Origin of the sequence: Shinella fusca (genome assembly GCF_014203155.1) — a bacterium.
Taxonomy (GTDB): Bacteria; Pseudomonadota; Alphaproteobacteria; order Rhizobiales; family Rhizobiaceae; genus Shinella; species Shinella fusca.
The window spans coordinates 182,008-206,622 of the sequence record NZ_JACHIK010000001.1 but is presented as its reverse complement, the minus strand read 5'-3'; the positions used below and the strand labels follow the sequence as shown (position 1 = coordinate 206,622).

35 protein-coding genes are annotated in these 24,615 nt (G+C 59.2%); 34 read left to right on the top strand and 1 reads right to left on the bottom strand.

Annotated elements, in window-relative coordinates; all coding sequences use genetic code 11:
- Nucleotide 1 precedes the first annotated feature (1 nt).
- The 34 genes from HNQ66_RS01040 to HNQ66_RS00880 all read left to right on the top strand — a co-directional run bounded on the left by HNQ66_RS01040 (nucleotide 2) and on the right by HNQ66_RS00880 (nucleotide 24,041).
- Nucleotides 2-244 carry a hypothetical protein gene (locus HNQ66_RS01040; RefSeq protein WP_184139976.1) on the top strand — a complete coding sequence of 81 codons (243 nt, stop codon included), beginning with the start codon at nucleotides 2-4 and terminating at the stop codon, nucleotides 242-244.
- Nucleotides 241-735 carry a hypothetical protein gene (locus tag HNQ66_RS01035; RefSeq protein ID WP_184139974.1) on the top strand — a complete coding sequence of 165 codons (495 nt, stop codon included), beginning with the start codon at nucleotides 241-243 and terminating at the stop codon, nucleotides 733-735. Before HNQ66_RS01040 ends, HNQ66_RS01035 begins: the two co-directional genes overlap by 4 nt.
- Nucleotides 736-1,746 carry a hypothetical protein gene (locus HNQ66_RS23445; protein WP_246434095.1) on the top strand — a complete coding sequence of 337 codons (1,011 nt, stop codon included), beginning with the start codon at nucleotides 736-738 and terminating at the stop codon, nucleotides 1,744-1,746. It begins immediately after the preceding gene.
- Entirely contained in the window at nucleotides 1,746-2,114 is a 369-nt protein-coding gene (locus HNQ66_RS01025; protein WP_184139973.1) for a hypothetical protein, read from the top strand. Before HNQ66_RS23445 ends, HNQ66_RS01025 begins: the two co-directional genes overlap by 1 nt.
- Nucleotides 2,111-2,233, top strand: a complete 123-nt coding sequence (locus HNQ66_RS23675; RefSeq protein WP_281396964.1) for a hypothetical protein — start codon at nucleotides 2,111-2,113, stop codon at nucleotides 2,231-2,233. Before HNQ66_RS01025 ends, HNQ66_RS23675 begins: the two co-directional genes overlap by 4 nt.
- Nucleotides 2,234-2,497: 264 nt before the next feature.
- Nucleotides 2,498-3,043 (top strand): HNH endonuclease, encoded by a 546-nt coding sequence (locus HNQ66_RS01020; RefSeq protein ID WP_184139971.1) that lies wholly within the window; start codon nucleotides 2,498-2,500, stop codon nucleotides 3,041-3,043.
- Nucleotides 3,044-3,201: 158 nt separating this feature from the next.
- Nucleotides 3,202-3,639 carry a hypothetical protein gene (locus tag HNQ66_RS01015; RefSeq protein ID WP_246434093.1) on the top strand — a complete coding sequence of 146 codons (438 nt, stop codon included), beginning with the start codon at nucleotides 3,202-3,204 and terminating at the stop codon, nucleotides 3,637-3,639.
- 21 nt (nucleotides 3,640-3,660) lie between these two features.
- Nucleotides 3,661-4,374, top strand: a complete 714-nt coding sequence (locus HNQ66_RS01010; protein WP_184139969.1) for a hypothetical protein — start codon at nucleotides 3,661-3,663, stop codon at nucleotides 4,372-4,374.
- Between the two features lie 14 nt (nucleotides 4,375-4,388).
- Nucleotides 4,389-4,535, top strand: a complete 147-nt coding sequence (locus HNQ66_RS01005; RefSeq protein WP_184140480.1) for a hypothetical protein — start codon at nucleotides 4,389-4,391, stop codon at nucleotides 4,533-4,535.
- Nucleotides 4,532-4,747, top strand: coding sequence for a hypothetical protein (locus HNQ66_RS01000; protein WP_184139967.1), 216 nt, complete (start codon nucleotides 4,532-4,534; stop codon nucleotides 4,745-4,747). Before HNQ66_RS01005 ends, HNQ66_RS01000 begins: the two co-directional genes overlap by 4 nt.
- Entirely contained in the window at nucleotides 4,744-5,136 is a 393-nt protein-coding gene (locus HNQ66_RS00995) for a RusA family crossover junction endodeoxyribonuclease (protein WP_184139965.1), read from the top strand. The genes HNQ66_RS01000 and HNQ66_RS00995 overlap by 4 nt, the downstream gene beginning before the upstream one ends.
- Complete coding sequence (locus HNQ66_RS00990) at nucleotides 5,133-5,909, top strand: hypothetical protein (protein ID WP_184139963.1); 777 nt, start codon at nucleotides 5,133-5,135, stop codon at nucleotides 5,907-5,909. Before HNQ66_RS00995 ends, HNQ66_RS00990 begins: the two co-directional genes overlap by 4 nt.
- Complete coding sequence (locus tag HNQ66_RS00985) at nucleotides 5,906-6,427, top strand: helix-turn-helix domain-containing protein (RefSeq protein WP_184139961.1); 522 nt, start codon at nucleotides 5,906-5,908, stop codon at nucleotides 6,425-6,427. The genes HNQ66_RS00990 and HNQ66_RS00985 overlap by 4 nt, the downstream gene beginning before the upstream one ends.
- Nucleotides 6,420-6,758 (top strand): GcrA family cell cycle regulator, encoded by a 339-nt coding sequence (locus HNQ66_RS00980; RefSeq protein WP_184139959.1) that lies wholly within the window; start codon nucleotides 6,420-6,422, stop codon nucleotides 6,756-6,758. Before HNQ66_RS00985 ends, HNQ66_RS00980 begins: the two co-directional genes overlap by 8 nt.
- 2 nt (nucleotides 6,759-6,760) lie before the next feature.
- Nucleotides 6,761-7,024 carry a hypothetical protein gene (locus HNQ66_RS00975; protein ID WP_184139957.1) on the top strand — a complete coding sequence of 88 codons (264 nt, stop codon included), beginning with the start codon at nucleotides 6,761-6,763 and terminating at the stop codon, nucleotides 7,022-7,024.
- Complete coding sequence (locus tag HNQ66_RS00970; RefSeq protein WP_184139955.1) at nucleotides 7,021-8,385, top strand: DUF4942 domain-containing protein; 1,365 nt, start codon at nucleotides 7,021-7,023, stop codon at nucleotides 8,383-8,385. Before HNQ66_RS00975 ends, HNQ66_RS00970 begins: the two co-directional genes overlap by 4 nt.
- A gap of 34 nt (nucleotides 8,386-8,419) precedes the next feature.
- The gene (locus tag HNQ66_RS00965) at nucleotides 8,420-8,980 is read left to right on the top strand and encodes a hypothetical protein (protein ID WP_184139953.1); all 561 of its coding nucleotides are present in this window, start codon (nucleotides 8,420-8,422) and stop codon (nucleotides 8,978-8,980) included.
- Nucleotides 8,981-9,685: 705 nt separating this feature from the next.
- Entirely contained in the window at nucleotides 9,686-9,862 is a 177-nt protein-coding gene (locus HNQ66_RS00960) for a hypothetical protein (RefSeq protein ID WP_184139951.1), read from the top strand.
- Nucleotides 9,863-9,887: 25 nt separating this feature from the next.
- Nucleotides 9,888-10,292, top strand: a complete 405-nt coding sequence (locus HNQ66_RS00955) for a hypothetical protein (RefSeq protein ID WP_184139949.1) — start codon at nucleotides 9,888-9,890, stop codon at nucleotides 10,290-10,292.
- Nucleotides 10,293-10,321: 29 nt separating this feature from the next.
- On the top strand, nucleotides 10,322-10,549 hold the full coding sequence (locus HNQ66_RS00950) for a hypothetical protein (RefSeq protein WP_184139947.1): 228 nt from the start codon (nucleotides 10,322-10,324) through the stop codon (nucleotides 10,547-10,549).
- Between the two features lie 62 nt (nucleotides 10,550-10,611).
- Nucleotides 10,612-10,782: a hypothetical protein gene (locus HNQ66_RS00945; protein WP_184139945.1), complete on the top strand. Its 171-nt coding sequence runs from the start codon at nucleotides 10,612-10,614 to the stop codon at nucleotides 10,780-10,782.
- Between the two features lie 77 nt (nucleotides 10,783-10,859).
- On the top strand, nucleotides 10,860-11,369 hold the full coding sequence (locus HNQ66_RS00940; protein WP_184139943.1) for a DNA-packaging protein: 510 nt from the start codon (nucleotides 10,860-10,862) through the stop codon (nucleotides 11,367-11,369).
- Complete coding sequence (locus HNQ66_RS00935) at nucleotides 11,344-12,885, top strand: terminase large subunit (RefSeq protein ID WP_184139941.1); 1,542 nt, start codon at nucleotides 11,344-11,346, stop codon at nucleotides 12,883-12,885. Before HNQ66_RS00940 ends, HNQ66_RS00935 begins: the two co-directional genes overlap by 26 nt.
- Entirely contained in the window at nucleotides 12,870-14,759 is a 1,890-nt protein-coding gene (locus HNQ66_RS00930) for a portal protein (RefSeq protein WP_184139939.1), read from the top strand. The genes HNQ66_RS00935 and HNQ66_RS00930 overlap by 16 nt, the downstream gene beginning before the upstream one ends.
- Before the next feature lie 22 nt (nucleotides 14,760-14,781).
- Nucleotides 14,782-15,678, top strand: coding sequence for a hypothetical protein (locus HNQ66_RS00925; protein ID WP_184139937.1), 897 nt, complete (start codon nucleotides 14,782-14,784; stop codon nucleotides 15,676-15,678).
- A 180-nt stretch (nucleotides 15,679-15,858) separates the two neighbouring features.
- Nucleotides 15,859-16,962, top strand: a complete 1,104-nt coding sequence (locus HNQ66_RS00920; RefSeq protein ID WP_184139935.1) for a N4-gp56 family major capsid protein — start codon at nucleotides 15,859-15,861, stop codon at nucleotides 16,960-16,962.
- A gap of 13 nt (nucleotides 16,963-16,975) precedes the next feature.
- Complete coding sequence (locus tag HNQ66_RS00915; protein ID WP_184139933.1) at nucleotides 16,976-17,389, top strand: hypothetical protein; 414 nt, start codon at nucleotides 16,976-16,978, stop codon at nucleotides 17,387-17,389.
- 169 nt (nucleotides 17,390-17,558) lie between these two features.
- On the top strand, nucleotides 17,559-18,188 hold the full coding sequence (locus HNQ66_RS00910) for a phage adaptor protein (RefSeq protein ID WP_184139931.1): 630 nt from the start codon (nucleotides 17,559-17,561) through the stop codon (nucleotides 18,186-18,188).
- The gene (locus HNQ66_RS00905) at nucleotides 18,188-19,639 is read left to right on the top strand and encodes a hypothetical protein (RefSeq protein ID WP_184139929.1); all 1,452 of its coding nucleotides are present in this window, start codon (nucleotides 18,188-18,190) and stop codon (nucleotides 19,637-19,639) included. Before HNQ66_RS00910 ends, HNQ66_RS00905 begins: the two co-directional genes overlap by 1 nt.
- A complete protein-coding gene (locus tag HNQ66_RS00900) occupies nucleotides 19,636-19,989 on the top strand; it encodes a hypothetical protein (protein ID WP_184139927.1) in 354 nt (117 codons plus the stop codon). Before HNQ66_RS00905 ends, HNQ66_RS00900 begins: the two co-directional genes overlap by 4 nt.
- Entirely contained in the window at nucleotides 19,986-20,396 is a 411-nt protein-coding gene (locus tag HNQ66_RS00895; protein WP_184139925.1) for a hypothetical protein, read from the top strand. The genes HNQ66_RS00900 and HNQ66_RS00895 overlap by 4 nt, the downstream gene beginning before the upstream one ends.
- Nucleotides 20,397-21,254 carry a hypothetical protein gene (locus tag HNQ66_RS00890; RefSeq protein ID WP_184139923.1) on the top strand — a complete coding sequence of 286 codons (858 nt, stop codon included), beginning with the start codon at nucleotides 20,397-20,399 and terminating at the stop codon, nucleotides 21,252-21,254.
- The gene (locus HNQ66_RS00885) at nucleotides 21,254-22,216 is read left to right on the top strand and encodes a hypothetical protein (RefSeq protein WP_184139921.1); all 963 of its coding nucleotides are present in this window, start codon (nucleotides 21,254-21,256) and stop codon (nucleotides 22,214-22,216) included. Before HNQ66_RS00890 ends, HNQ66_RS00885 begins: the two co-directional genes overlap by 1 nt.
- 1 nt (nucleotide 22,217) lies before the next feature.
- Nucleotides 22,218-24,041 (top strand): hypothetical protein, encoded by a 1,824-nt coding sequence (locus tag HNQ66_RS00880; protein ID WP_184139919.1) that lies wholly within the window; start codon nucleotides 22,218-22,220, stop codon nucleotides 24,039-24,041.
- 219 nt (nucleotides 24,042-24,260) lie between these two features.
- Here HNQ66_RS00880 and HNQ66_RS00875 read toward each other — a convergent pair whose 3' ends face one another.
- Complete coding sequence (locus HNQ66_RS00875; RefSeq protein ID WP_184139917.1) at nucleotides 24,261-24,581, bottom strand: hypothetical protein; 321 nt, start codon at nucleotides 24,579-24,581, stop codon at nucleotides 24,261-24,263.
- Nucleotides 24,582-24,615 lie beyond the last annotated feature (34 nt).

Here is a 24,615-nt window from a genome sequence, read left to right as displayed (position 1 = left end):
TATGACCCAGATCGCTGAAATCACCGAGCACGACATCCGAAAAAGCCTGATCGAGCGCGCGACGGCGTATGCAGCGCGAGCCAAGACCAGCTTCTCGGCCATGGGTATCGCCGCAGTTGGCGATAGCAAATTCCTTGGGCGCGTCCAGAACGCGAACATCGGCTTCAACATCAAGACGTACCAGAAAATGGTCGAGTGGCTTGATGAGGCAGAGCGGAAACTCCAGCAGGAGACCGCCGCATGACGGACTCTCAAACCATCCCGGACCAGATCATTGATGCTGCAGAAGCCGCGATGCGGCGCGCTGGCATAACGCCGACGCGGCATAACTTCGACGCCATCGCCAAAGCCATCCACGACGCCGTTATGGCGGAGAGGGAGCTGAACGGCGAACTTACCCGCCGGGTTTTTACGTGGCTTCTGGGGCGCGACACCGGTTCGTCGTCGAAAGCCATTCTTGCCCACATGGTCTGTGGCGTCAGCCATGGCGAATATCCGTATGACCCCGCCGACCTTGGCCGCTGCCTGAGAATGCTTGAACTGTTCCCCGAGTGGAAGGCACGGATCGCAGAGATGGCCGGTTATGGCAAGGTTTGGGCGGTCTTTATAGATCATTGGGATGGACTGTCTTCGATGATGGCCGATGAAGTCGGCATCGATTGGTCGAAGGGTCGGGAAGCGCATCGCACCTACGAATTCATGTGCGATCTCCGCAAGCAAGCGGGGGAGCGTTAAATGCTGTCCTCCAAGACCCTCAATGAAATCGTATCCGAAGCGCGCCCGATCATCGAACGCCAGCTTGACGACGCCGAACGCATCGCGGGCTTTCGCGATGTCGTCGCATCGAGTGGCGGCGACTGGTCTGCCCTCAAAGCACTGATCAAAGCCCAGATCCAAGATGAGCGCGACGAGACCGGCGACGGCAAGCGCGTCAAGAAGATTTTGGAGAAGGCTGGCTTCTCGACTGGCTACGCCGACATGCTCGGCTGGTCGAATATGAACGAGAAAAATTTTTCTGCTGACGAGGACCATGATCCCGAAACTGGTGAAATCTACGACGGTGAAGTCGACGCCAAGCTGATCGCGACCGTCGTCACCGGCATGCAGACCGAGATCGGCCGCAAGGCCCTCGTTGCCGCTCTCGACATCATGATCGAGCGTGAAGAGGCAGAAGAACAAGTTCCCTCGTCCGAGCAATCGGAGGGTAATGGCTCGCGTGATCATCAGCACGTCCATTCCCGGCAGACTGATGGTGCCAAGCATGGAGGGCAAGACGGAGAGCCTGCGGGCGCCGACCATGCAACCAATTCCGAAATGGACCGCGCCACGGAAGGCTCTTTCGAGACCGGAAGTGAGGCAGCGGAAAAGGGGCGCGAGGCAATCCCGGCTGGACCGGAAGGCGCTGACCTGAGCCATGCCGGAGCCGGTGAAAGCCCGGCAACCGAAAAAGCCACCGTCGCCACTCAAGGCGAAGCGACGGCACAAACCAGCGACGAGCGCGTAAGTCTCCCGGTTGACGATAGGAGCGATGCCGCCGCCAACGCAGGAGGAGATCATGTAGACGGCAACGCGCTGCGCGTCCCGACCTCGAACACAGGGGAGGGCGCCGCCAATACCGCTCTCCCCGCCAAGCCGAAGGTTTCCTTCCGCCCGAACTGCCTCCAACCCGAAATGTGCCGAAGCGGGACGCGAGACCATTGCTACTCGTGCCGCAAGGCTATGGCGCAGCATGAGGACGCCGCGTGATGAAGCCAATTCGTTTCTCCAATGGCGATGATCGTCGCGCCCAACGTGTTGTCGAGGAGCATGATCCGGGCGAGCGCAAGCAGATCGCCCGTGCCGAGGTCTCTTCCATCGTCAAGGCCTACATTGAGCGCAACGGAGTTCGTCGTTTCGAGGCCGGCACGTCTGGCGACTATCAGTCCTTGAAGGCCTTCCTCGCTGATCGGGGATACCACCTCAGCACCTATCGCAGCCAAGCCAGCTTCATCATCACCATTCCCGGTCAACGCGGCCGTCCGAAGCCAATGAACTGGTCGAAGGTGATCGAGTTTGTTGACGGGCTTCGCATGGGCGAGGGGCTCGAACCTTTGAAGCGGAGGGCAGCGGCATGACCTGGCTCATCTACGGCATCATTGGCTTCACGATCCTCTGCGGCTGTGCGGCCCTCGCGTTCGTCCTCTCCGATGAAGACGACGACTACCAGGAATACGACTGGTGGAGGGATCAGTGATCAACGGAATCGGTCAGCGCTCGCCCTCCTCCTCCCAAGCCGCTGACTGATCGGAGCGCGCGGCAAAGCCCCCCTCGGCCGCGCGCTCCACTCGAATTCTCGGAAACCGTCCTTGCAGCCTCATCACGACGGCTCGGACAGGAACCGACAAAGGAACAAACGTCGAGGACGCCGAAGCCGAGGATACCCCGGCGCCCTCTCTGGCCCCAGCGGATGCGGCGGGGCTGGGGAACTTGAGAACGACACTACTGTCGAGGGTCTTAGATGGATCATACTTTGACATTCAAATACCTGATGGGGCGCTTCGACTTCGACGAAGAAGCTGGACGTATATTTTGGAAGCCGAGACCGAAGAGTGACTTCTTCGATGAGAAGGCTGGTAAAATTTGGCACTCCCGGTTCTGTGGTCAGGAGGCGGGATATCTGAATTCGCTGGGATACCGCATGGTCCCACTTGCCGGCCGGAAGACTGGCGCCCACCGAATTATCTTCGCGCTGTCTAGGGGCATTGGCCTGCCTGATGTCCCGCTGATCGTAGATCACATCGACGGCAACAGATCCAACAATATCCCAAGCAATCTGCGAGCTGCTGACTATCGATCCAATGGGTTAAACTGCAAAATTTCGTCACGAAATACCACTGGATGCAAAGGGGTGTACTATGACTCGTCTACGAGGAAGTGGAGAGTTCAGATAAAGAATGGAAATTCTGATGTTTATTCTCGACGTTTCTCCAGAAAATCGGATGCCGTAGCTGCGTACATTGAGATGGCGAGAAAAGTACACGGAGAATTTTTCAGGCTTGGCTGAAATGCGGTCTCGCCAGCGGCGGGCCTGTGTGACGAGGCGGATAACTCATCCGCCGCCTGCGGAAAGCGGTTCGCCTCGTCACTATCTTTTGAAGGTCGCTTCATGTGCAACTCCTTCGGCTCTAAGCAAGACCGAAGTTCGCACAGAAGGACGACAAGATGTTGGGAAGTGACGACAAGAGCTTGGGGAAATCTCCCAAGGCGAAACGCACCAAGGCAAGAGCAATGAGTCCGGTAGTAGAAGCACAGACGGATATGAGGTTGGCTTTTCCCCCTGCGCGGTACGGGAAGCTGGAGAACGTCTATTATCACGCTGTCAGGTTCATCGCTCCTCGTGTCGATAAGCATTTCACTCTTCGCCGCGCCCGCGCGATCTGGGAAGGGACCGCCCGCCGGATCGACAGTGACGAAATGGACGCAATCAAGCTGGCGAAAATCGAGGAGACGCGCCGTGAGCAAAAGGAACTTCGTGCCCGTCTGGCTAAGGTGGATGAGATGCTTGCCGCAGTCGACAAGGCTTTGGCTTGCTCGTCGATGGCAGAAGAAGTCGCACAGATACGCGGACCTCGTGGAATGGATCGCGCCGGAACTCCGTGATGAAGTCGGGGAGGGCGAGTGATGCAGCAGCTTGATATAGGCCTTCGTCCTCTTCGCATCCTCGTCGGGTGCGAGACGAGCGGGATTGCCCGTCGTGCCTTCGCCGATCTCGGCCACGACGTCTGGTCCTGCGACATTCTCCCGGCAGAAGACGGCTCCAATCGCCACATCGTCTGCGATATCCGCGGCGGCATCCTGAACGAGGGTTGGGACCTTCTCGCCGTCATGCATCCGCCATGCACCCGCCTTTGCCGATCCGGGCGGCGCTGGATGTCTGGTCCGGGCAAGTGGACAGAGCCAAAGCAGCTTCCCAAGGGGCGCACCTGGCAGGACATGAAGGACGAGTTCGAGGAAGGCGTCTCGATCTTCGAGGCATGCTGGAACGCGCCGATTGATCGTGTCGCCGCCGAGAACCCGGAAATGAACGATCTGGCGCGGGATCGGATGCCTGACGATCTTCCTGATCCGCAGATCGTCCAGCCGTTCTGGTTCGGACATCCGGAATATAAGGCGACCGGCTGGTATCTGCGCAACCTTCCCGAGCTTGAGCCGACCGAATTGCTCACGGAGCCCGAGCGCGGTTCGCCGGAGTGGATCGCGTGGAACCGCGTCCACCGGATGCCCCCCGGCCCGGAGCGCGCCAGGCTTCGGAGTCGATCCTTCCCCGGCATGATGAAAGCGGCAGCAGCTCAATGGGCTGGGTATGCGGTTGAGCAGGTGAGGGCAGCGGCATGACGAGCCTCCAACCCATGCTCCGCTTTCTCGACGGCGAAATCTCTGGCCTCCAGGCCCGCATGTCCACCTATGGCAATGCAGCTCAAGCCGCGAAGCTCGCCATGCTCAAGGACATCCGCGCACTTGTAGCCTCCCTCGATGACAGGAGGGCGAGCGCATGACCTTCGGCCAAGAAGCCCTCATCAAGATCGGCCAGTTGTTCGGCGGACGAGACGCCCAGCACGACACGGCAGAGATTGCCCAGATCATGGGATGCACAGAGGGCGAGATATACAACGCCCTCACCGCCGCAAGAGACGCATATCGCGCCCACAAGGCTTGGCACAGGGAACACCAGCAGTCCGTTCGCGACAAGAGCGGGGTGGCGGCATGACAGGCGCCATCCGCATTCCGATCACCGACATGCCGCCGTCAGCGAACGCCATGCGCTCGCATTTTTACGACGGCGAAAAGGTGCGCAGCACGAAGAGCAAACCCTATGCCGCCTGGAAGAAGGCGACGGCTTGGGAGATCGCCTCCGCGCGCCATGGCAAGGTTGATGGACCGTACAGGCTCTACATCGCCGTCCAGCGAGACTGGCGCACGAAGCGCGCCCGTGACCTCGATAACCTAATCAAGCCTGTCTCAGATGCGCTGGTAGCCGCCGGTGTCGTTGCTGATGACAGCCTGGCCGAAGAGGTGAGGGCGAAGTGGGCCGACAATCTCGGAGGCCCTGCTGTCGTTGCGTTCATCTGCGCGGCAGAGGAGGAGCTTGCCGCATGAGCAGGTGGATCCGCGTCCAGACCTCAATATTCGACCACGAGCTTTTCGCGGCGGCGGAGCTTAGCCAGCGCGAGGCGTGGCTGTGGCTAATCGCCAATGTGGCTTGGAAGGAGACGCGCCACCGTGTCGGCAATGAGGTTCTGGACGTTCCGGTCGGCAGCATGTTCGCCACGTTGCGGTCTCTCCAATCTGCTTGGCGATGGGGCTCCGATAAGCGAGTCCGCACGTTCCTTTCGATGCTCGAAAAAGAACGCATGATCAAGACGAAAACGGACGCAGGAAAGACGCAGATAACTGTTTGTAACTATTCACGTTATCAGGACGTTGGACGCACAGAAGACGCAAGCGGGACGCAAGCAGGACGCAGCGCGGACGCACTAAAGACACCAATACACCAAGATACCAGTAATTCCTCACTTCGTTCGGAATCTATTGAAAAAGAAACGCGCGAGCGCGCGGATTTCGATTCTTGGATTTCTTCATGGCCGTCCCAAGCCAGCGACGACCACGACGACGCATTTCGTGCATGGTGCGATCTGTCGGACGAGGAGCGCGCCGAGGCCAAGCGTCTTTCCAGCGCCTATGTCGAGCAGGCGAAGGGTGGGGGCCGTACGGTGATCTGTGCCGCGGCCAAGTACCTGCGCCAACGGATGTGGAAGCGCGTCCAGACCAAGCCACCCGACAAACCTCCCAAGCCAGGGAAGAAAATCCTGACCCGCGAAGAGTACCTTGCCGCCGAGCTGCGGCGTTCCGAAAGGAGTTTCCAGCGATGAACATTCAAGTTTCAGCAAAGCCCGTCGAAGATGTTGCGGCCTATCTCGCGGAGGGAAAGGCGCGCCGGGAAGCCCTCATGGGAGGCGGACGGAACTTCGTCAACGCGCTGGAGCGGAAGAAGCTTCACGACGAAATCTCCCGCCTGTCAGCACAGGTAATCGCGCTCAGGGCCGAAACACGATCGTTGCAGGAGCGGCTTGACGAGAAGGATGGTATCATCCGCGCCCATGAGCAGACCATCAACGGCCTGACCGCCGGCAACGATGTTTCCGGTTCCCGTCGCCCGACGAAGGAAATCATCGCCGATGTTCTGCGGGACTTCCCCGGCATCACGTATGCGCAGGTTATGGGGCCGGGCCGGTCTGTCCCGGTAGTCGAAGCGCGGCATACCTGCATCTTGGCCGTCCACAGGGCGCGGCCCGATCTGTCTTTCCCGCAGCTCGGCGCAATTTTCGGCGGCCGCGATCATACGACCATCCTTTTCGCAGTTCGAAAGATGGAGGCCCGTCTTGGCTAACCGGATCGTATGGACCGAGGAAAGATTGAACGAAGCATCCAGGCTTTGGGATCAGGGGGTGTCTGCTTCGAAAATAGCTGAGATGGTTGGCGTCACCAAGGGAAGCATGTCGGGCACGGCCAGCATGCATCGTGATCTTTTCCCGGCGCGGACGTGGGAGAGGGAGCAGGCAATCACCATCAAGGAGGAGCCGCACGCCGTCGAGCCGGTCCAGCGGCCACCTCGCAAGCGTGTCCATAGCTTCGGAATACGCTCCGTCGAGCGCCACCACGTATCGGGCGAGGTCCATTCCATGCCTCGCGTCTCGATCATCAACGGCAAGGAGGGGTGAGGATGGAAGGGATCGTCGCGTGGGCGGGCCCCTCGTTTTACCCGCCAGTCGGCAAGATCGCCGTCATGAAATCTGGTGCCCGCATCGAGGTGTGGGATAATGAATCCGAAAGTGCCGACTGCTTCACGGGGCTTTTTCTCGATGCCCGCGCGAGCCGCAGCAAGCGCGTCGTTTTCGACCTCAGCTGCATGTGGGAGCGCAAGCAAATCGCGCACATCGAAGAGCCGACCGAGGCTGATCGCCAGCTCATGGAGTTCGGCCAATGAATCTCCCTGCGCGCAATCGGACAGTTTCCGACCTCATCGACGAATACGAAGAGAAGGTCGCCAATGCTCCAGCCGCAATTGAAGCGGTAAAGGCCGCTTGGGGCCGATTGGAAATGGCGGCATCCGTAGGCGGAAAGTTCGGCGGCAGCATCTCGCGTCATTCGCCCAGCGTGAGCGAGCGGGACGTTCTCGCGGCGCTCCTCAAGTCTGGCTGGCGGGCGATATATGATCGCTGCCAGATTGACCAGATTGCGAGCGCAGACGACAAGCGGCTCTTCGAGCGAACATTCGAGAACCCGCCGGAACTGACCTTCGATAATGCCAAGGCCACGTTCGGCGATTATCTGATGCGCCCGCGCTTTCATGTCCTACGCGGCCTTGCTGAAGTTTTCAGCCAGTTGGACCCAACCTACAAATCTCATTCCAAGGTCAAGATCGGCGTGAGCGGCCTGCCAAAGCGCGTCATCGTCCAGAATGTCGGTGGCTGGGGTTCCTATGGTCGCGACAAGATCAGGGACATCATCAATGCGCTCGCCGCCTATCGCGGTGAAAAGCTCATGGATCATGCCGAGTTCGCTGGCATTGATGGCCTTCATCGTTGGGATGGCGGTATCGCCGGCCAGGTTGTTATGGATGGCTCGCACCACGTCACAAAGGACGAGGACGGCATCGAGACGAAGGCTCCTAACCGTGGCGTCACGATCCGCAAGTTCCAGAACGGCAACGCGCATGTGATCTTCGACAAGTTCGCCCTGCTAGACATTAACAGGGCGTTGGCGGAGTTTTACGGAGAGGTGTTGCCCGATGCCGAGGAAGAAGACGCCAAGCCGCAAGCAAGCACCGCTGTATCGAAGGACCTCCAGTTCTATTGGACGCCCGAAAAGGTTGTCGGCGAGGCGCTGAGTTTCGCCGGTCTTTATGCCCCGCGTCAGTTCGATGAGAACCCCGTTAGGCATCGAGTTCTCGAGCCATCATGCGGTGATGGGCGCATCCTTGATGGCATTCGCAAGCTCGGCCATGTCGGCTTCGGTATAGAGTATCACGCCGGCCGCGCCGCCGAGGCGAGGGCGAAGGGGCATTCGGTTCTCACCGCCAATTTCCTTGAGCAGCCGCCCCGCCCGGAATTCGATTTCGTCATCATGAACCCGCCCTTCTACGGCCGGCACTACGTCAAGCACGTCCGCCACGCTGAGAAGTTCCTGAAGCCTGGCGGAATTCTGGTCGCCATACTTCCTGCGACCGCCCGATATGACCACGGCGAACTTGACGGGTCTTGGCAGGATTTGCCGGTAGCCAGTTTTGCTGAGGCGGGGACGAACGTGCCCACGACTATGCTGAAATTTCGGCGAACAACGAACTGATATCTTTGAACGGCGGAACACGAGGAACACCAAAATGGCAAGACGAGGACGGAAGGCAAAGCTCGGCGGGATCGATCTGGCGGCAGTCGGTCACAGCCAGGCAAAGCCCGAACTCAGCGAGATTGATAACCCGCTCTACAATCGGGCCCACGATGGCGAGACGTGGAACCCGAAGAAAATCATGGGCGTGAAGAACATGAAGGAAAGCGCCCTCGTCGTGCTGGAGCAGCGCAGGCTCATCGATGAGGCGCAGGTGAAGGCCGGGGAGCGATTCCGTCGCATCTGGGAAGCCCTCGGCGGCGCTGGCGCTGGGTCGTTCGACTATAGCCGCGAACCTGTCGATGGCGGGGGGCCTCGTTCGGCGCTGTCCGACCGGCAGATACAAGCCGGGATTGACCTCGCCGACTGCCGGCGAGTCCTCGGCATCGGTTACGACGTCATGGTGAAGGTTGCCGGCGAAGGCAGGGCGGTTGCCGACCTGGCTCAGAGCAAGAACCTCCAGCGCGCTTATGTAGAAATGCTGAAGCAGGGGCTCACTGCACTTGCTGTTCACTTCGGATACGAAAATCGCGGGAAACTGAGAAAAATTGCTTGATATGGGATTCCACTCGGAACCCGAATAAGGTATATGAAAACTATAGTGGCGATTTGCGCCTGAGGGCGTCGAATACCAGGGGAAGCCGCTGCGCCCCGCCCATCGAAGTGACGGATACGCAACCGTCGACAGCGGCCAAGCCGGGAGGGTAGCCCGACAATCAGTTTCACGAGCGCCGGTACACTCCCCGGCCGCGACCTTGGCCCGTTTCCGGTTGAACGGCTTGGATGGCGATACAGAGAAACCGGCAGGTAAGGCGCTCCAACAGGAGGCCAGAAGCCTGATAGCGAGGCGCGGAACGGGTCAACATACCGGTCTACGGCGCGGAGTGGGGAAGCCCCAGCCTCGAATATTCGCCGAAAGGCAAACGAGATCGGGAAGAAGAGACCAGTAGCGCGCGTAACCAAGCTGGGCCCGGCGTTCCTAGGACCCTGCTATCTCGGGCAAGTCCCGAAGGATCAGGCGAGGGGCAGAGACCGTGAACAACCGACGCCTTCCCGACCCCATACGGCATAGCCGTAACAGACGCGCCCGCGAGGCCCCGCCACTGCGGCCCGCAATGACGCGAAGCCCGGACGAGTGGTAGCGTAGAGCCTCCCGAGCGAGTGAGCCCCAAGGGATTAAGGCAGTTCGCGTAGGAATCGCCCGGCAATCCTCGCCCGTCGCCTTCACTGGTGGCGGGCTTTCCGATTCACGGAGAGAGCGATGAATGAGTTTCGCGATAGGCTCCGGGATATTGTTCTCAAGCACGAAGAGCGGATGAAGTCAGATCCGCGCTACGCCATGGCCTACGAGGCGATGAAAGCTGCCACGGTCACCGTTGACCGCCCTCGCCACTATGACCGCGACGGTTACTGTGACAACCCGGCAAGGGGATACTGAACATGGCCCCCACTAAGAGCGTCTAATGGCAACAACGGACAAGGTCGTCTGGTTGGATCAGGGTTGGCAGCCGGTCGCTATAGGTTTTTGCCCGAGCGAAGCGGCGTGGGACCGGGAGGCGAAGCGCTGGAACATTAGCGCCGACTATCCATCAATTGCAGGATGGGGCGGGCACACCGCTCTCTTCAATAATTCCACGACACACCAAAATATCATCCTTGTCACTGTAGGGAGAGGCAGCGAGCGTGACGCGATGGAGGTCATATCGACTATCGTTCACGAGGCTGTTCATGTCTGGCAATTCGTCCGCCAAGTAATAGGCGAGGATAACCCAGGCATAGAGATGGAAGCCTACGCCATCCAGAACATCACTGAGAACCTAGTCGATGCTTATTGCCAGACCCAAGGAAAAGGTAAGGTCTGGGCCTAACCCCTCCACCCCAGCAGAAAGGAACCAGCATGCGCAACCTCCGCGTCAAGCGCGTATTCCGCTATGACGACAGCCAGAAGCATGTGCGCCTCTTCCGTCTCATGTGGGAGCGCGGGACGGTAGGCGACGGGAAGGGCTATTCGGCCAAGCTGGCGGTTGGTCTTCTGCCGAAGCTGTTCCACTACGATGACGGCCGATTGACCATTTTCGGCCTGCGCATCCACTACGCCCGAAGTTATGGCGGCATCTTCGCCTAACCCCCGCATCCCCAAAACGAGAGCCGGGCTTAGGTCCGGCTTCTCTCTGAAAAGGAGCCCGCATGCGCATCACTGGTTACGGCAGGGGTTGGCAGGAGGAAAAGGCAACCAAGCCAATCGCGAGGTTGTTTCAGATCATGCGGGAGCCGGCGACGACCGCCACGTACTACTTTGCGACGGCGTTCTATCTCATGGTCATGGTATTGATCATCGTGGTTATCGTCGGACCGTAGAAAATTCATTCTCAAGGTGTCGCCCATAAAGGGCTATATACCGACACCTTTGGAATGATTTTGCGTAAAGGTGCCACATGACCGGCAAAGACGAGGAAACCGGTCGCTTCCTCCCCGGCAATCGCTTCTGGGAGGCGCGATCCTCCCATGGCGCCAAGCCGAAGTTCGAGAAGGCAGAAGACCTCTGGTCCGCCTGCTGCGAATATTTCGAGTGGGTCGAAGAGAACCCGTTGTATGAGACGAAAGGCTTTGCATTCCAGGGCGTCGTCACCAAAGAAACGTTCCCGAAGATGCGCGCCATGACCATCGCCGGTCTGTGCATGTTCCTCGACGTTGGCCATGACACATGGATTAACTGGCGGAAATCTCGCCCCGATTTATTCGAAGTCATCACGCGAGCCGAGGCAGTTATCTTCCAGCAGAAGTTTGCAGGAGCGGCTGCTGATCTCTTGAACGCGAACATCATCGCTCGCGATCTTGGTTTGGCTGAAAAGCAGGACCTTAACCATGGCGGAGAGCTGGCTGACAGCATTTCAGCGTTGATGGAGCGCATCGCAAACAATGGCAAGCGTATCCATTCAGATTAACGAGGACCAATTCCTTGACCCGCGCTGGCGGTTGAGCAACCTCTACTGGATCACAGACAAGCAAGGGCGAAAGGTCAAGTTTGAGCCGAACACAGCGCAATTGAAGTTCATGGATGAGCTTCATTCGCTCAACATCATCCTGAAGGCGCGCCAGCTTGGGTTTACGACGTTCTGCTGCCTCGTGTACTTGGACGCTGCGGTCTTCACACCGAACACGAGAGCTGGCGTCATCGCTCATAAGCTTGACGATGCGAAGGTGATCTTCCGGGACAAGATCAAATTCCCGTATGACAACCTTGATGAAGGAATTCGGAACGCCGTAGCGACCAAGCAAGATAGCGCTGACACGCTGACATTGGCGAATAACTCGTCAATACGCGTTTCCACGTCGATGCGATCGGGCACTTTGCAATACCTGCATATCTCCGAGTTCGGCAAGATATGCGCCATGTATCCAGAGAAGGCGCGGGAAATCGTCACAGGCGCGTTGAACGCCGTCGCGCCTGGGCAATTTGTCGTCATCGAATCCACTGCGGAAGGGCAAGAAGGCGACTTCTACAACATGACGCAGAAGGCCATTGAGCAGGCGTCCAATGGTTCGCCGCTCACGGACATGGATTACAAGTTCCATTTCTTCCCGTGGTATCAGGACGCGCAATACAGGCTGAACCCATCGGGTGTCGTCTTCACGGATGAGGATCTGCGATACTTCGACAAGCTGGCAACGCAAGGCGTCGAAGTCGATGCTTGGCAGATGGCTTGGTATGTGAAGAAGGAGCAGACTCAGGGCGGGGACATGAAGAGGGAATTCCCCTCGACGCCTGAAGAGGCATTCGAGCAGGCCCTTGAAGGTGCGTATTTCTCTGTTGAAATGGCGGCGGCGTACAAGCAGGGCCGTGTTGGAGGGTTCCCCGTTGATGTTCGTTATCCCGTCAATACGTTCTGGGACCTTGGGCGGAACGACCTGAACGCCATATGGCTGCATCAGTTCATCAGCGGCTTCCACCGGTTTGTCGGGTACTACGAAAACTCCGGCGAGTGGATAGGGCACTACATCGACTGGCTAAACGAGTGGAAGAAGGAGCGCGCCGTCCAGTTCGGTGAACACTATCTGCCGCATGACGGGGATCGCCAGTCGATATGGATTCCTGACGGCACGCTTTCGGTGATGTCAAAGCTGAATTTCCGCCCGAAGGTGGTTGAGCGGGCAACATCCGAAATCCAGCAGATCAACCAAGCGAGACCGTTCTTCAGCCGGTGTCAATTCGATGAGGCGGGATGCTCGTCTGGTCTTTCGAGGCTCAAGCAGTTCCGCAAGGAATGGGACGACCTTCGCGGCGTCTGGAAAGACAAATCGCGCCACGACATCAATTCGCATGGCGCGAAGGCATTCATGACATTCACTGCCTCTGGCTTCCGGGAAGACGATATGTCTCTGAAGCAGGTCGAGCGCGACAGGCACCGCGAGAAGTTCCAATCGCGAGACACAGGTGAGGATTCATGGCTGACGTACTGAATGACGATGGCCTGGCGAAAGGTGCGCCTGTCCCGCAGAAATTCAAGGAATGGTTCATCAATGACAGGAGCCACCTTGAAGAGTGGCGGGAGGAAGCCCGCGAGGATTACGAATTCGTAGCAGGCCGGCAGTTTTCGGACGAAGAAATGAAGGCGCTGAAAAAGAAGAAGCGTCCAGTCGTCGTCTTCAACCGCATCCAGCCCGTCATTGATAGCATCCATGGCAATGAGATCGGCAACCGTCGTGAGACACGCTACATCCCGCGGGAAATGGGCGACGTGAAGCCCAACGAGCTCTTGACCGGCGCCGGCGAGTGGTTCCGCGATAAGGCGCATGCCGAGTCGAATGAGAGCGATGCGTTTTGGGATACCATTGTCTGCGGCATCGGCTGCACGGAAAGCCGCATCGACTACGAATCCTCTCAGGAGGGGACGCCGGAGATTTGCCGGGTAGACCCGATGGAGATGTATTGGGACTACGACGCCAAGCAGCGTAATCTTGCAGACGCTCGACGTGTCTGGCGCGTCCGACGTATCCCGATATCTGAAGCGCTCAACATGTTCCCAGGCTATTCCAGGGCGGAAATAGACGCCCAATGGACGACGGCTGATGACCTGAAGAGCGCTCAATACGACCCGGAGCAAAATGCAGGGGACGATAAGGCCTCCGATGGCATGGTCACGCTCGTGCAGTGTCAGTGGATCGAGCGAGAGAGCTATTATATCGCCGAAGATCCGCTTACCGGGCAGCAATCGGAGTTTACGACGGGAGAATATGCCACCGTCAACAAGCGGCTGAAGAAAATCGCCGGGATGGAAATGCAAGGCGTTCGGCTCCGTCGCAAGGTTCGCAAACAGGCATTCCTTGGAGAGGTCGTCCTTGCGACTGGACCGGCCCCGTGCCCGCATGAATTCTCGTTCCAGTTCATGACTGGCAAGCGCGACCGCAACAAGAACACGTGGTACGGCATCGTTCGGTCCATGAAGGACCCGCAGCGCTGGGCTAATAAGTGGCTCAGTCAGATGATGCACATCATGAACAGCAACTCCAAGGGCGGGTTACTGGCTGAGAAAGGCGCATTCGCCAACCAGAGGCAAGCGGAAGAATCGTGGTCCGACCCATCGGCTATTACGTGGATGGAAGACGGCGCGATCACGGCGAACAAGGTCAAGGAGAAAGCCCCGGCTCAGTTCCCGGTCGGCTTCCAGCAATTGACAGAGTTTGCCATTTCTTCGATCCGTGACACGTCCGGCGTCTCCGTAGAAATGCTAGGTCTCCGAGAAGCAGGGCAGGCGGCATCGCTGGAAATGAGCCGCAAGCAGGCCGGCATGACCATCCTGCAGCCGTTCTTCGATAGCCTGAAGTATTACCGCGAGCTTCAAGGCTCCGTGATGCTCTACTACATCCAGCACGATCTTTCTGACGGCCGGCTTATCAAGATCGTTGGCGAAGAGGGCGCGCGCTATGTGCCTCTCATGCGGCAGGCGACGGAAGATTACGACATCATCGTTGATGATGCCCCGACAAGCCCGAACCAGAAGGAAGCCGCGTGGGTTGTCATGATGCAGCTTCTCCCTGCATTCGCGAAGCTCATCCCGCCGCAGATGCTTATCACCATGCTTGAATACTCGCCGCTTCCCTCGACAATCGTTGAGAAGTTGAAGCAACAGGCGCAGCAGATGGCTGAGCAACAGGCGCAAGCTGCCCAGCAGCAACAGCAAATCGCCGAAGCCAAGGAAGGCGCGGACATCGATAAAACGAAGTCCGAGGCAGAAAAGAACAGAGCGTCCATTGAGATCGACGCTCAGGAGCTCAGCCTGAAGAAGGCAGAGGCGACAATCGGCGTTCTACAAGGGCTGATGCCGATTCAGTGAAGGGCTAACCAAAGGGCTAATCATGAAACCGAATGAAGCAGACTTTGTGAATGAAGCACTCAGCAGCGAAGAGATCGAGGCTTTAGACGCCCCGGAAGCAACGCAGGAACCGGAGCCGCAACCGGACTCGGTCTCCGACACGACGAAACCCGACACTCAGCAGCCTGAGGCCGATCAGCCGAAGATGGTTGATGTCCGCGCGCTTCAGGAGTCTCGCGCCGCCGAACGGGAATTGCGCGAACAGATGGCGCGGGAGCGCGAAGAGCGCATTCGCCTTGAAGAGCGCACGAACCAGATGCTTCAGCGCATCGAAGAGTCACGGCAGCCTGCAAAACAGGTTCCTGACAAGGAAACCGACCCTCTCGCTTTCTACGAATACGAAATCCAGCAACTGCGCGAGCAAAACGAACAGTTCCAGGCCGCAGAACGACAGAGGCAGGAAGCCGCGCAGCAGCAGCAGGCTGTTCAGCAGACGCTTGATGAAGCCGGCTTTATCCTTGACCAGGCAATGGCGAAGTACCCGGACGTGAAGGACGCTTTCGACCATTCCGTCAATGCAACGCGCGAAGGCTTGAAGAAGCAGGGACTTTATGGCGCCCAGCTTGAGCAGGCCATGCAGCGTCACATCTACGAATACGCGTCCCGCGCGCCTCGCGATGCCGATCAGATGGCCGAATTTGTCCGCGCGAATGGGCGTTATTGGGGATGGTCCGCTCCGGCTCCGGCGCCTGCGCAGCCGAGCGTTCAGGATCTTGCGCAGCGGCAAGAGCGGCACATGAGCCTCGGCGGCGTTGCCGGCGGCGAAGCGCCCAAGCCCCTTGACGCCAAAGCGCTCGCTCAGATGAGCGATGCAGAGTTTAACAAGCTGATGTCCACAGTAGCTGGGCGGAAGCAGATTGATGAGATCATGGGCTCCTGATTTAGCCCGTCAGTGCCCGTGTAGCCTGCGCACAATGGCTTAAAACTTGCCTGCTTCGGGGCCTGGCCCGTAATCCAGGAGAAGACCGCGCATCCCGTCTTTAAAGGGACCTGCTTCGCCTGCCATCGGCGTGAAAGATTGGCGATCACCCAAATTGAACCCTATCAAAGGATAGAGCAAATGGCTCAAACGACCTTTGGCGTCAACGACGCCTTGGCGGTGAAGCTGTGGGCGCGTCGTCTCGAATACGATATCATCTATCGTTCCGAAATTTCCGCGCTTATCGGCACGTCGCCAAACTCCATCATCCACCTGAAGACGGAAACCTCCAAGGAATCCGGCGACCGGGTGACGTTCCCCCTCATGAAGAAGCTGACCGGCGATGGCTTCACTGAAGGCGAGATCGCAGAAGGCAATGGCGAAAGCCTGTCCCTGTACTCGGACGCAGTGACGATCAACGAGCTCGGCCACGTCGTGGACATCCCGAACAACGGGCGCTCCATCGATGCGCAGCGCGTCCCTGTCAATCTTCGCGATGCAGCCAAGGTCGGCCTGCGCGGCTGGAAGGCTGAGCGCATGTCGGTAACGTTCTTCAATCAGGTCTGCGGCTACACTGCCGAAACCCGCCCGAAGTTCTACGGCTTCAACACCATCGTTGCGCCGAGCCGACAGATCTTTGTCGACACGGCCGGCAACAATTCGGATGGAGACGAAAACCTCGCATCCGACGACGTATTCTCCCTGAAGTACGTCGACTACGCCCGCGAGATGGCGGAAACGGCATCCAGCCCGCTTCGCCCGATCAATGTCGAGGGCGTCGAGGGCGGTCGCGATATCTCGGGCGGGAAGTACGTGATGTATCTGCATCCTTACCAGGTCACTGACCTGCGCACGAGCACGAGCACCGGGCAGTGGCTCGATATTCAGAAGGCTGCGCTCGCGGCCTCCGATTCGTCGAAAAATCCGATCTACACGGATGCTCTCGGCGAGTACAACAACGTCATCCTGCGCAAGGCTAACCACGTCACGCAGGGCGTCAATTCGTCCACTGGTGCTGCGATCTCCACGGTTCGCCGCGCTGTGCTCCTCGGGGCGCAGGCTGCTGCTGTGGCCTTCGGCAAGGGTAACGGTCCGATGACCTACGCCTGGAACGAAGAGCTGATCGACCACAAGCGCCGGCTGGAAGTCTCCATCATGTCCATGTTCGGCATGAAGAAGACCCGCTTCGACAGCCAGGACTTTGGCACCGTCGTTGTGTCTTCCTACGCCGCAGCGCACACGTAAGGAGGGCTGAGATATGCCTACCAATACTGCTGGCTCGACGGCTCGCAACTACCACAAGCAGCTCGTCCATTATCTGCGCAAGCAGGTGACGTTCGCGGACGAAGGTGACGTGGTTGATGTTGGCACCATCCCGGCCAATGCAATCGTCATCGGCGGCGGCGTTATGATCACGACCGCATTCAACGACACGGCAACCATTGACGTTGGTTTCCGGGGTGGTTCGACCACCGATGACCCGAACGGCTACGCAACCGCGCTCGTTGCCACGGCTGTCGGCTTTAAAGCGCTGGATGAGTTGGCCGCGACGACCAACATCATGCAGACGTCGCCGGCCATCGTCACGGCATCCGTCAATGACGGTACTGGCGCGGTTTCTGCCGGTGTAGCCGAGGTGATTATCACCTTCGTGCTCGACAACGACCAGTAGCCATGAACCTCGCGCTCATGGCGCTATGGGAGGCGGGGTATATCCCGCCCCCCTCTCCACCAGTCGATAAAGGCCCGAAGCCTGTGGTCAAGAAAGGCCACTGCAAGCACTGCGGCAAGGTAATCGGGCGCGGCCTCTATCGGCATGAGAAAGCGTGTGGGGTGAAGAAATGAGCACTTTGGGCGCCCTCAAGGCTGAAATCGCCGACGACCTTCTACGGTCCGACCTGAGCACGCAAATCGCGTCCGAAATCAGCAATGCAATCCGCTATTTCCAGAATAAGCGGTTCTATTTCAATGAGACCAGGGGCGAAACGTTCGCAACAGTCGAGGCGCAGGCAGTTTATTCGTCGACTGATGATACTGCCATCCCTGATTTCATCGAAATAGATCAGATCACCGTCACGGACGGCACATCAACATGGGAACTAGACGTTCTCACGCCGAAGGAATGGGAAATCGCAACCGCCTTGGCGACTGGCAGCCGCCCAACCGGGTATGCGTATTTCAATCAGTCCTTGATGCTCTATCCGACGCCCGATGATGCTTACACGGTCCGCATGATCGGACACATCAAGAAAACGGCGCCGGCCACCGACGAAGAAGCCGGGAATGTCTGGATGACCGAGGCATATCAACTGCTGCGCTATCGAGCCGCCAAGATGGTCTCCGCAACGAAGATGCTGGATTCCGGGCGCGCACAGCTTTTTGCCAATCTGGAAGGGGATGAATTCCAGCGCCTGAAGGCTGAAACGGCGGCGCGCGTCACAAGCAACTCTGTCGCTCCAACGGAATTCTGATGCGCATCCCCTTCGGTCCATTCGAGCCCGACAAGAGCCCGTTCAATTCGACCGTCAGCCGGTATGTCGTCAACGCGCTCCCGGTGGCTGACGGCTGGGGGCCGATGCCGGGCCTGTCGACCATCACGCAGTCCCTTCCGGGTAAATGCAGAGGGGGTGTTTATGTCCGCACAGCCTCCGGCACGTACAATATCATCGCGGGCACGGAAACCGGGCTCTACCTGCTCAACACCACGGATTATTCGTGGACCGATATCAGCGGTCCGAGCGCGCCGTATTCGGTTCCCCTCCAGGATGCGTGGACCTTTACGCGGTTCGGCGACAAGCTGATTGCACACAACATCAGCGACCCCATACAGGTCTATGACATCGGCGGCGCCGATCCCTTCGGGGATCTCGCAGGTAGTCCGCCGCGCGCGAAATACTCGTGGGTCTCGGGGGACTTCCTCGTCCTCGGTTATCTGGAAGGCACGGTGGGCCAGAAGACGGTCCAGTGGTCCGGCATCAACGATATCGAGCACTGGACGCCGAAGAAGAAGGGATCGGACTACCAGGAGCTGCCCGAAGGCGATGAGGTCATGGGCGGCTTTGGCGAGCAGGGCGGATTCTACGTCATCCAGCGCGCCGGCATGCAATACTTTCCGTTCTCGCCCTCGTCGGGGTACACCTTCACGCGCACGGTCCTCAATCCGAAGCAGGGCACTGTCGCGCCACGCTCCATCGTCTCTATCGGACCCGGCCTGTTCTTCTATCTGTCCGAAGACGGATTCTTCGGCGGTGCGGATCGCAAGCCCATCGGTGCCGAGCGGGTGGACAGGTGGTTTCTTGAGAACGTGGATCGCGCCTATCTCTCGGACGTGCAGGGCGCCGCCGATCCTTTCGAGAAGATCGTCTGGTGGAAATTTCGACAGGCGGACGGATCGAGCCGGCGGATCGGCTATGACTGGCAGTTGGACCGCTGGTGTACAACCGACCTCGATGTGGATGAAATGGTGGCGCTCGCCACGCCCGATTTGTCGTGGGATGGTCTCGATACGCTCTATGCCAGCATCGAGGACGTGGCCGAACCTTTCGACAGCCGTCTTTTCTCCGGTGGCAGGCCGACCTTCGCGACCTTCACGTCGGACAACAAGCTGGCGTACTTCTCGGGCGACAATCTCGCCGCCACCATCGACACGGCGGACGTGGAAATCGACGGCATGGCCCGTTCCTTCGTCAACGGCGCCCGCGTCCAGACCGATGCGGCGGATTATACCCTCACGGACGGGACGAGGCCTCACAACGGTGCAGCGGTGACGTGGGGCACGGCCAGCACGATGAACCGCGCGGGAATGGTTCCTCTTCGCTCGGACGGCCGACTGCACAAATTCCGCTTCCAGACACCCGCAGGTGCCGACTGGAGCGTGGTCAGCAGTGTCAACGTCTCGGCACAGCAATCGGGGCAGCAATGAGCGTTCAAGGCAATTACGCCGGCAATCTTCAGGTGCCTGTCTCCCAGGCCTTGACGGATACCGCCACCACGAAGATTGGCGAGACTGCTACGGATGACAGCCTCACGCTGGCCTCCGTTGCGTTCTGCAACGACAACGGCGGGTCGGTGACGTGCCAGCTTCACTGGTACGATTCGGTGAACACGACGGAGCATCTGGTCTGGCAGGGCGCCGTATCGGACAATGAAACCAAGATCGTCGACAATCTCCCGCTGCGCCTTGTCGAAGGTGACGAAATCCGCGCCACGGGCAATTCCGGGGTGACGGTGACGGTGATCTACATGCTCAACTTTGCGCTGACCTCGCGATGATCGGGCTTGCCAATTCCGCCGAGGTGGACGCGCTCTGGCCTCAGCTTTCCGCGCGGTTTCAGGAGGCTATTGACCGCTGTGGGGATGATATCTCCGCTGCCGATCTCTGGCAGATGTGCCGATCCGGCAATGCGTTCCTGATGGTCGCCATGGAGGACGATGTGCCAGCGATGGGGGCGGTTCTCCAATTCCAGAAGTGGGAGAGGGGAACCGTTCTTCGCTGCCTTGTTCTTGCCGGCGAGGACATGGGCCGATGGTTCGCGGAGCTTCCGGCCGCAATCCGCAAAATCGCCCGGGAAGGCGGTGCAACCCGATTTGTCTTCGACGGTCGGGACGGATGGGAGCGCATCATCATGCCATTGAAAATTCCGAAGAAGCTTCGGACCACATACGAAGTGGAAATCTAAATGTCCGGTGGATCGAAAACCCAAACGACGACCACGAACAATGCACCGTGGTCGGCGGCACAGCCTGCGCTCCAGTTAGGCCTTTCCGGCGCCCAGAATGCCTACAATGCGGACCCGACCGGGGCGAAGTCGGTTTACACCGGCTCGACCGTCGTCCCGTGGAGCGCGAACACCCAAGCCGGCATGGGCTCGATCAGGCAGGCCGCGAACGCCAACGCTGGTGGAGCCGGGCTGTCCGGTCAGTACCAGGACGTAATCAACAACGGCGGCTTCACGGCTCCGCAGATGGACGCGGTCAACAACACCCGCGCCATCGCCAATTCGACGTTCGATATCAACGCGAACCCGGCGTTTCAGGAGGTGCTACGGCAGGCGCAGGACTCGGCAAGGGATACGGTCAACCTGTCGGCCGGCGGAGCTGGTCGGTATGGCTCCGGCACACATCAGGGCGTCCTCGGCGATACCATCGGCGATCTGACCTCTCGCATGGTCGGGAACGAATACACGAACTGGCAGAACCGCCGTGACGCTGCGAATACCAGCCTCTTCAATATGGGGCAGGGCGGCCTTGAAAACCTCGGCGCGGCCTATAGCGGGCTTAAGTTGCCGGGCACGGACTTGATGCAACTCGGCGCGATGGACGAGGATCTGGCAACGCGGCAGATGAACGACAAGCTGCGCATCTTCAATGAACAGAACAATGCACCGTGGGCGCAACTCGGCAAGCTCAATGCTATCGCCTCGGGCGCCGGCCAGCTTGGCAGCACGTCAACGCAGACGCAGCCGGGCCAGAATCCGTTCCTGACCGCACTCGGCTACGGCACCACTGGCCTTGGCCTCCTTGGAGGGCTCTTCTAATGGCTGGACCGATGGACTTCCTGCGCAACAACAGCATGGGCCTGACCCAGATGGGGCTCGGGCTGCTTTCGGGCAAGACGGGCACGGAACAGGCCGCGCTCGGCGCTCAGGGCCTTGCCGGCGCGCTCCAGAACAACAAGACGGTGAAGTTTCTCCAGTCGTCCAATCCGGAACTGGCGCAGGCCGTCATGGCGGGGGCTATCAGCCCGGGCGATGCGTGGAAGCTGGCTTACCAGCAGAAGCTTGAAGCGCAGAAGCCGAAGAACGCCTTCATGCAGGCTGGCGGAAGCCTCTACAACACCGATACCGGCGAGTGGCTGACCCCGCCACAGACGGCCAAGCAGAAAGACGACCCCTATAGCCAGCGCAAGCTTGCTGCTGAGCAGAATGGTCTCATGCCAGACGATCCGGCGTATCAGTCCTTCATCTTGACCGGCAAAATGCCGCGTGAGGATCAGGCGCCGCTTACGGCGACCGATAAAAAGGCCATTCTGGAGGCTGATGACCTGGTGGCCGCCAACGAAAACGCTATCACCGCGCTGGACCAAGCTCTCTCCATCAACGATCAAGCCAACCAAGGGGCATTCGCTTCGACGCGTGGCGCCCTCGGCAACGCGCTGCCCGACTGGATGGTCCCGGATGCAGTCTCCTCCAAGGAAAGCTCGGCGGCAACGGCAGAATTCGACAATCTCATTGTTGGTCAGGCTCTCGCAAGTCTGAAGGCTACGTTCGGGGCGGCGCCTACTGAAGGTGAGCGCAAAATCCTACTTGAATTGCAGGGCTCTGCCGGCCAGCCCGTTGAGGTTCGCAAAAGCATCCTTCAGCGAGCCCGCGCCCTCGCCGAAAGACGCCTCGAATTTAATCGCCAGCGCGCCGAAGGGCTTCGAGGTGGCACGTTCTACAAGCCGTCAGGTGCCGGCGGATCATCTGTGGATGACCTTCTGAAGAAATACGGCGGCTGACATGGCAACTATCGAACAGCTTTCCCGCGCGCTTGTGAATGCTGATGCGGCTGGCGACGTCGCCGCCGCAAAGACCCTGGCGAATGAGATTATCCGTCTACGCGGCGAAAGTGCACCGGGAGCGGAAAGCCAGCAATCCAAGGATCTGCGCTCGGAACTCTCCGATATGTCGAACAAGATGGGCGGGGCAACCATCGATAGCCTCGCCCAGGTCCGTTTCGACAAGCTGCCGACGTGGAAGAAGCCGCTTGTTGCGACTGCTGACCTTGCCGACCAGTTTGCGAACGGCGTGACGTTCGGGCTAGGTAACAAGGCTGCGGCTGCGGCTAGATCGGCCTTCACCGACAAGACGTATGCCGAAGAGCTCGCCGCCATGGAGGATTACACCAACAAGGCGCGCGAACGCTCCGGCTCGGCCGGCCTCGCTGCGGAGATTGGTGGATCTTTTGTCCTTCCTACAGGTCTCGTCAAGGCAGGACTTTCGCCTACCGCGCGTGCCATCAATGCAGGGGGTGGGCTCGGTAGGGTGTCTCTTGCTTCAGCCGCCGAGGGCGCCGGGTTTGGCGCGCTTCAAGGCGCCGGGTCATCTGACGGTTCACTTTCAGGCATGACGGAAGGCGCGAAGTATGGCGCTGTTGGCGGAGCGGCCATTGGCGGCGCTCTTCCGCTTGCTATGAAGGCAGTCACCGCCGCCGGGCGCAAAGTCATTTCGCCCTTCACGTCCAGCCCAGAGCGCCAAGCTGCTGTTTCCTCTCTTAGCCGCGAGGGCGTCGAGACGACCGCAGGCCAGCGCCTTGGCAATGACCGCCTGCGGTATGCAGAAGCAGAGCTTGGCGGGCGCAAGGTAGCCGACAAGATTGAACGGCAGGGCGAGCAGTTTACGTCCGCAATCCTTAAGCGCGCCGGTATCAATGCAAATCGAGCAACGCCAGATGTGATTGATGATGGCTTCCGGGCTATCGGTCAGAAATTTGACAATCTGGCATCGAGAAACAACCTCGCGCCTGACACCAAGCTTGCGCAGGACTTGGGCGCAGTATGGAGGGAATACGCCTCTCTCGTTCCTGAGAGCCGGCGCGCTCCTGTCGTCATGGACCTGATACAGGATTTAGGCAAGACGCTAGGACAGGGGAGCCTCGATGGAAGCGCCTACCAGGCCGTCAGGTCTAGGCTCGACAGGATGGCGCGCGGCGCGGTGAGTGACCCGCAATTGCAGGACGCGCTTTATGGCCTACGGAACGCATTGGATGACGGCATGGAGCGCTCCTTGTATAGAACCAATCCGCGTGACCTCGGAGAGTGGCGCAAAGTTAGAAACCAATATCGAAACATGCTCGTTATCGAGAAGGCGGCGACGGGTGCCGGCGAGAATGCCGCATCTGGCATCATTTCACCTGCACAACTCCGAAACGCCACGGTGACGAAGCACGGCCGCAGGAATTATGCTCGCGGCAAGGGAGATTTTGCCGAACTCGCACGGTCTGGTGAGGCGGTACTTCGCTCAATGCCGAATAGTGGCACAGCGGGGCGGCTCAATGCCCAGAACCTCGGGGCAAATGTCGGCGCGCTGCTTGGTCTTGGTGGCGCGGGGTATGCTAGCGGTGGCGATCCGAAGACGATGCTTGCGGGCGCCGCAGCAGGCTTTGCCGCTCCTCGGATGGCCGGGGCCTTGCTTATGAGCAAGCCGGTCCAGACGTATCTTTCCAACCAACTGGCGCGCGGCGGTGGCCTAACGGCGCAGACGCGCGGGCTACTGGCGGCTATCGCGAATGCGGAATCGTCGCAGATCGCGCCAGATACCGGGAAGCTACTTCTTGGGAGGTGATTTGTATGGTCCGGGGAAGGTCTCCACGCCCCAATACGCCAACATCATCCCCGTAGCGAACCCTAGACCGGCAGACAGCCAATGGATCGGTTCAGTGAGAAGAACCCAGACCCAAAGGCCAGCGATAAAAATGAAGCAGGCGGGATACAGCCACCACATGCCGTCATCCTTCGGGCGTTGCGGTTCGTTGGGGTCGTGGTCTATTTGCATTCGGGGAATCTAGTAACTTGTGCAGTTGGTGTAAATGCCCTGCCTTCGGCAAGTCGTATTAACCGGGCGGTTCATTGCGTTCACCATGGCTTGCTGCTGGTTCATCTGGTTGATGTTGTTCCCGGCCGCGATCAAAGCCATGCTCCGGCGATAACGGGCATTCTCTCGCTGTTCGTCGCGGGCCATTACGCATTCCATCAGACCATTGCCAGCGGTAGCGCCAAGGCTCTGGCAGAATGCGGAGTCCTGCGCGGCTTGTTCCTCCGAGCTAACGCAACCCGACAGTAGAGGCAGCGCGATCATAGCGGCAGCCGCGGCGAAGAGTCTCATTTCTCACCCCCTGATATGTGCAAGCGCGCCACAA

Excerpts from the sequence above, each read along its gene's own strand:
- HNQ66_RS01000 (WP_184139967.1), top strand. The coding sequence starts at position 4,532 with ATGACCTTCGGCCAAGAAGCCCTCATCAAGATCGGCCAGTTGTTCGGC.
- HNQ66_RS00925 (WP_184139937.1), top strand. The coding sequence starts at position 14,782 with ATGAAACCGAATGAAGCAGACTTTGTGAATGAAGCACTCAGCAGCGAA.
- HNQ66_RS00950 (WP_184139947.1), top strand. The coding sequence starts at position 10,322 with ATGCGCAACCTCCGCGTCAAGCGCGTATTCCGCTATGACGACAGCCAG.
- HNQ66_RS01015 (WP_246434093.1), top strand. The coding sequence starts at position 3,202 with ATGTTGGGAAGTGACGACAAGAGCTTGGGGAAATCTCCCAAGGCGAAA.
- HNQ66_RS00930 (WP_184139939.1), top strand. The coding sequence starts at position 12,870 with ATGGCTGACGTACTGAATGACGATGGCCTGGCGAAAGGTGCGCCTGTC.
- HNQ66_RS00935 (WP_184139941.1), top strand. The coding sequence starts at position 11,344 with ATGGCAAGCGTATCCATTCAGATTAACGAGGACCAATTCCTTGACCCG.
- HNQ66_RS00990 (WP_184139963.1), top strand. The coding sequence starts at position 5,133 with ATGAGCAGGTGGATCCGCGTCCAGACCTCAATATTCGACCACGAGCTT.
- HNQ66_RS00945 (WP_184139945.1), top strand. The coding sequence starts at position 10,612 with ATGCGCATCACTGGTTACGGCAGGGGTTGGCAGGAGGAAAAGGCAACC.
- HNQ66_RS00975 (WP_184139957.1), top strand. The coding sequence starts at position 6,761 with ATGGAAGGGATCGTCGCGTGGGCGGGCCCCTCGTTTTACCCGCCAGTC.
- HNQ66_RS00955 (WP_184139949.1), top strand. The coding sequence starts at position 9,888 with ATGGCAACAACGGACAAGGTCGTCTGGTTGGATCAGGGTTGGCAGCCG.
- HNQ66_RS01010 (WP_184139969.1), top strand. The coding sequence starts at position 3,661 with ATGCAGCAGCTTGATATAGGCCTTCGTCCTCTTCGCATCCTCGTCGGG.
- HNQ66_RS01005 (WP_184140480.1), top strand. The coding sequence starts at position 4,389 with ATGCTCCGCTTTCTCGACGGCGAAATCTCTGGCCTCCAGGCCCGCATG.
- HNQ66_RS01035 (WP_184139974.1), top strand. The coding sequence starts at position 241 with ATGACGGACTCTCAAACCATCCCGGACCAGATCATTGATGCTGCAGAA.
- HNQ66_RS23445 (WP_246434095.1), top strand. The coding sequence starts at position 736 with ATGCTGTCCTCCAAGACCCTCAATGAAATCGTATCCGAAGCGCGCCCG.
- HNQ66_RS00910 (WP_184139931.1), top strand. The coding sequence starts at position 17,559 with ATGAGCACTTTGGGCGCCCTCAAGGCTGAAATCGCCGACGACCTTCTA.
- HNQ66_RS01020 (WP_184139971.1), top strand. The coding sequence starts at position 2,498 with ATGGATCATACTTTGACATTCAAATACCTGATGGGGCGCTTCGACTTC.
- HNQ66_RS00965 (WP_184139953.1), top strand. The coding sequence starts at position 8,420 with ATGGCAAGACGAGGACGGAAGGCAAAGCTCGGCGGGATCGATCTGGCG.
- HNQ66_RS00960 (WP_184139951.1), top strand. The coding sequence starts at position 9,686 with ATGAATGAGTTTCGCGATAGGCTCCGGGATATTGTTCTCAAGCACGAA.
- HNQ66_RS00995 (WP_184139965.1), top strand. The coding sequence starts at position 4,744 with ATGACAGGCGCCATCCGCATTCCGATCACCGACATGCCGCCGTCAGCG.
- HNQ66_RS23675 (WP_281396964.1), top strand. The coding sequence starts at position 2,111 with ATGACCTGGCTCATCTACGGCATCATTGGCTTCACGATCCTCTGCGGC.
- HNQ66_RS00940 (WP_184139943.1), top strand. The coding sequence starts at position 10,860 with ATGACCGGCAAAGACGAGGAAACCGGTCGCTTCCTCCCCGGCAATCGC.
- HNQ66_RS00880 (WP_184139919.1), top strand. The coding sequence starts at position 22,218 with ATGGCAACTATCGAACAGCTTTCCCGCGCGCTTGTGAATGCTGATGCG.
- HNQ66_RS00895 (WP_184139925.1), top strand. The coding sequence starts at position 19,986 with ATGATCGGGCTTGCCAATTCCGCCGAGGTGGACGCGCTCTGGCCTCAG.
- HNQ66_RS00985 (WP_184139961.1), top strand. The coding sequence starts at position 5,906 with ATGAACATTCAAGTTTCAGCAAAGCCCGTCGAAGATGTTGCGGCCTAT.
- HNQ66_RS00885 (WP_184139921.1), top strand. The coding sequence starts at position 21,254 with ATGGCTGGACCGATGGACTTCCTGCGCAACAACAGCATGGGCCTGACC.
- HNQ66_RS00970 (WP_184139955.1), top strand. The coding sequence starts at position 7,021 with ATGAATCTCCCTGCGCGCAATCGGACAGTTTCCGACCTCATCGACGAA.
- HNQ66_RS00875 (WP_184139917.1), bottom strand. The coding sequence starts at position 24,581 with ATGAGACTCTTCGCCGCGGCTGCCGCTATGATCGCGCTGCCTCTACTG.
- HNQ66_RS01040 (WP_184139976.1), top strand. The coding sequence starts at position 2 with ATGACCCAGATCGCTGAAATCACCGAGCACGACATCCGAAAAAGCCTG.
- HNQ66_RS00890 (WP_184139923.1), top strand. The coding sequence starts at position 20,397 with ATGTCCGGTGGATCGAAAACCCAAACGACGACCACGAACAATGCACCG.
- HNQ66_RS00920 (WP_184139935.1), top strand. The coding sequence starts at position 15,859 with ATGGCTCAAACGACCTTTGGCGTCAACGACGCCTTGGCGGTGAAGCTG.
- HNQ66_RS01025 (WP_184139973.1), top strand. The coding sequence starts at position 1,746 with ATGAAGCCAATTCGTTTCTCCAATGGCGATGATCGTCGCGCCCAACGT.
- HNQ66_RS00915 (WP_184139933.1), top strand. The coding sequence starts at position 16,976 with ATGCCTACCAATACTGCTGGCTCGACGGCTCGCAACTACCACAAGCAG.
- HNQ66_RS00900 (WP_184139927.1), top strand. The coding sequence starts at position 19,636 with ATGAGCGTTCAAGGCAATTACGCCGGCAATCTTCAGGTGCCTGTCTCC.
- HNQ66_RS00905 (WP_184139929.1), top strand. The coding sequence starts at position 18,188 with ATGCGCATCCCCTTCGGTCCATTCGAGCCCGACAAGAGCCCGTTCAAT.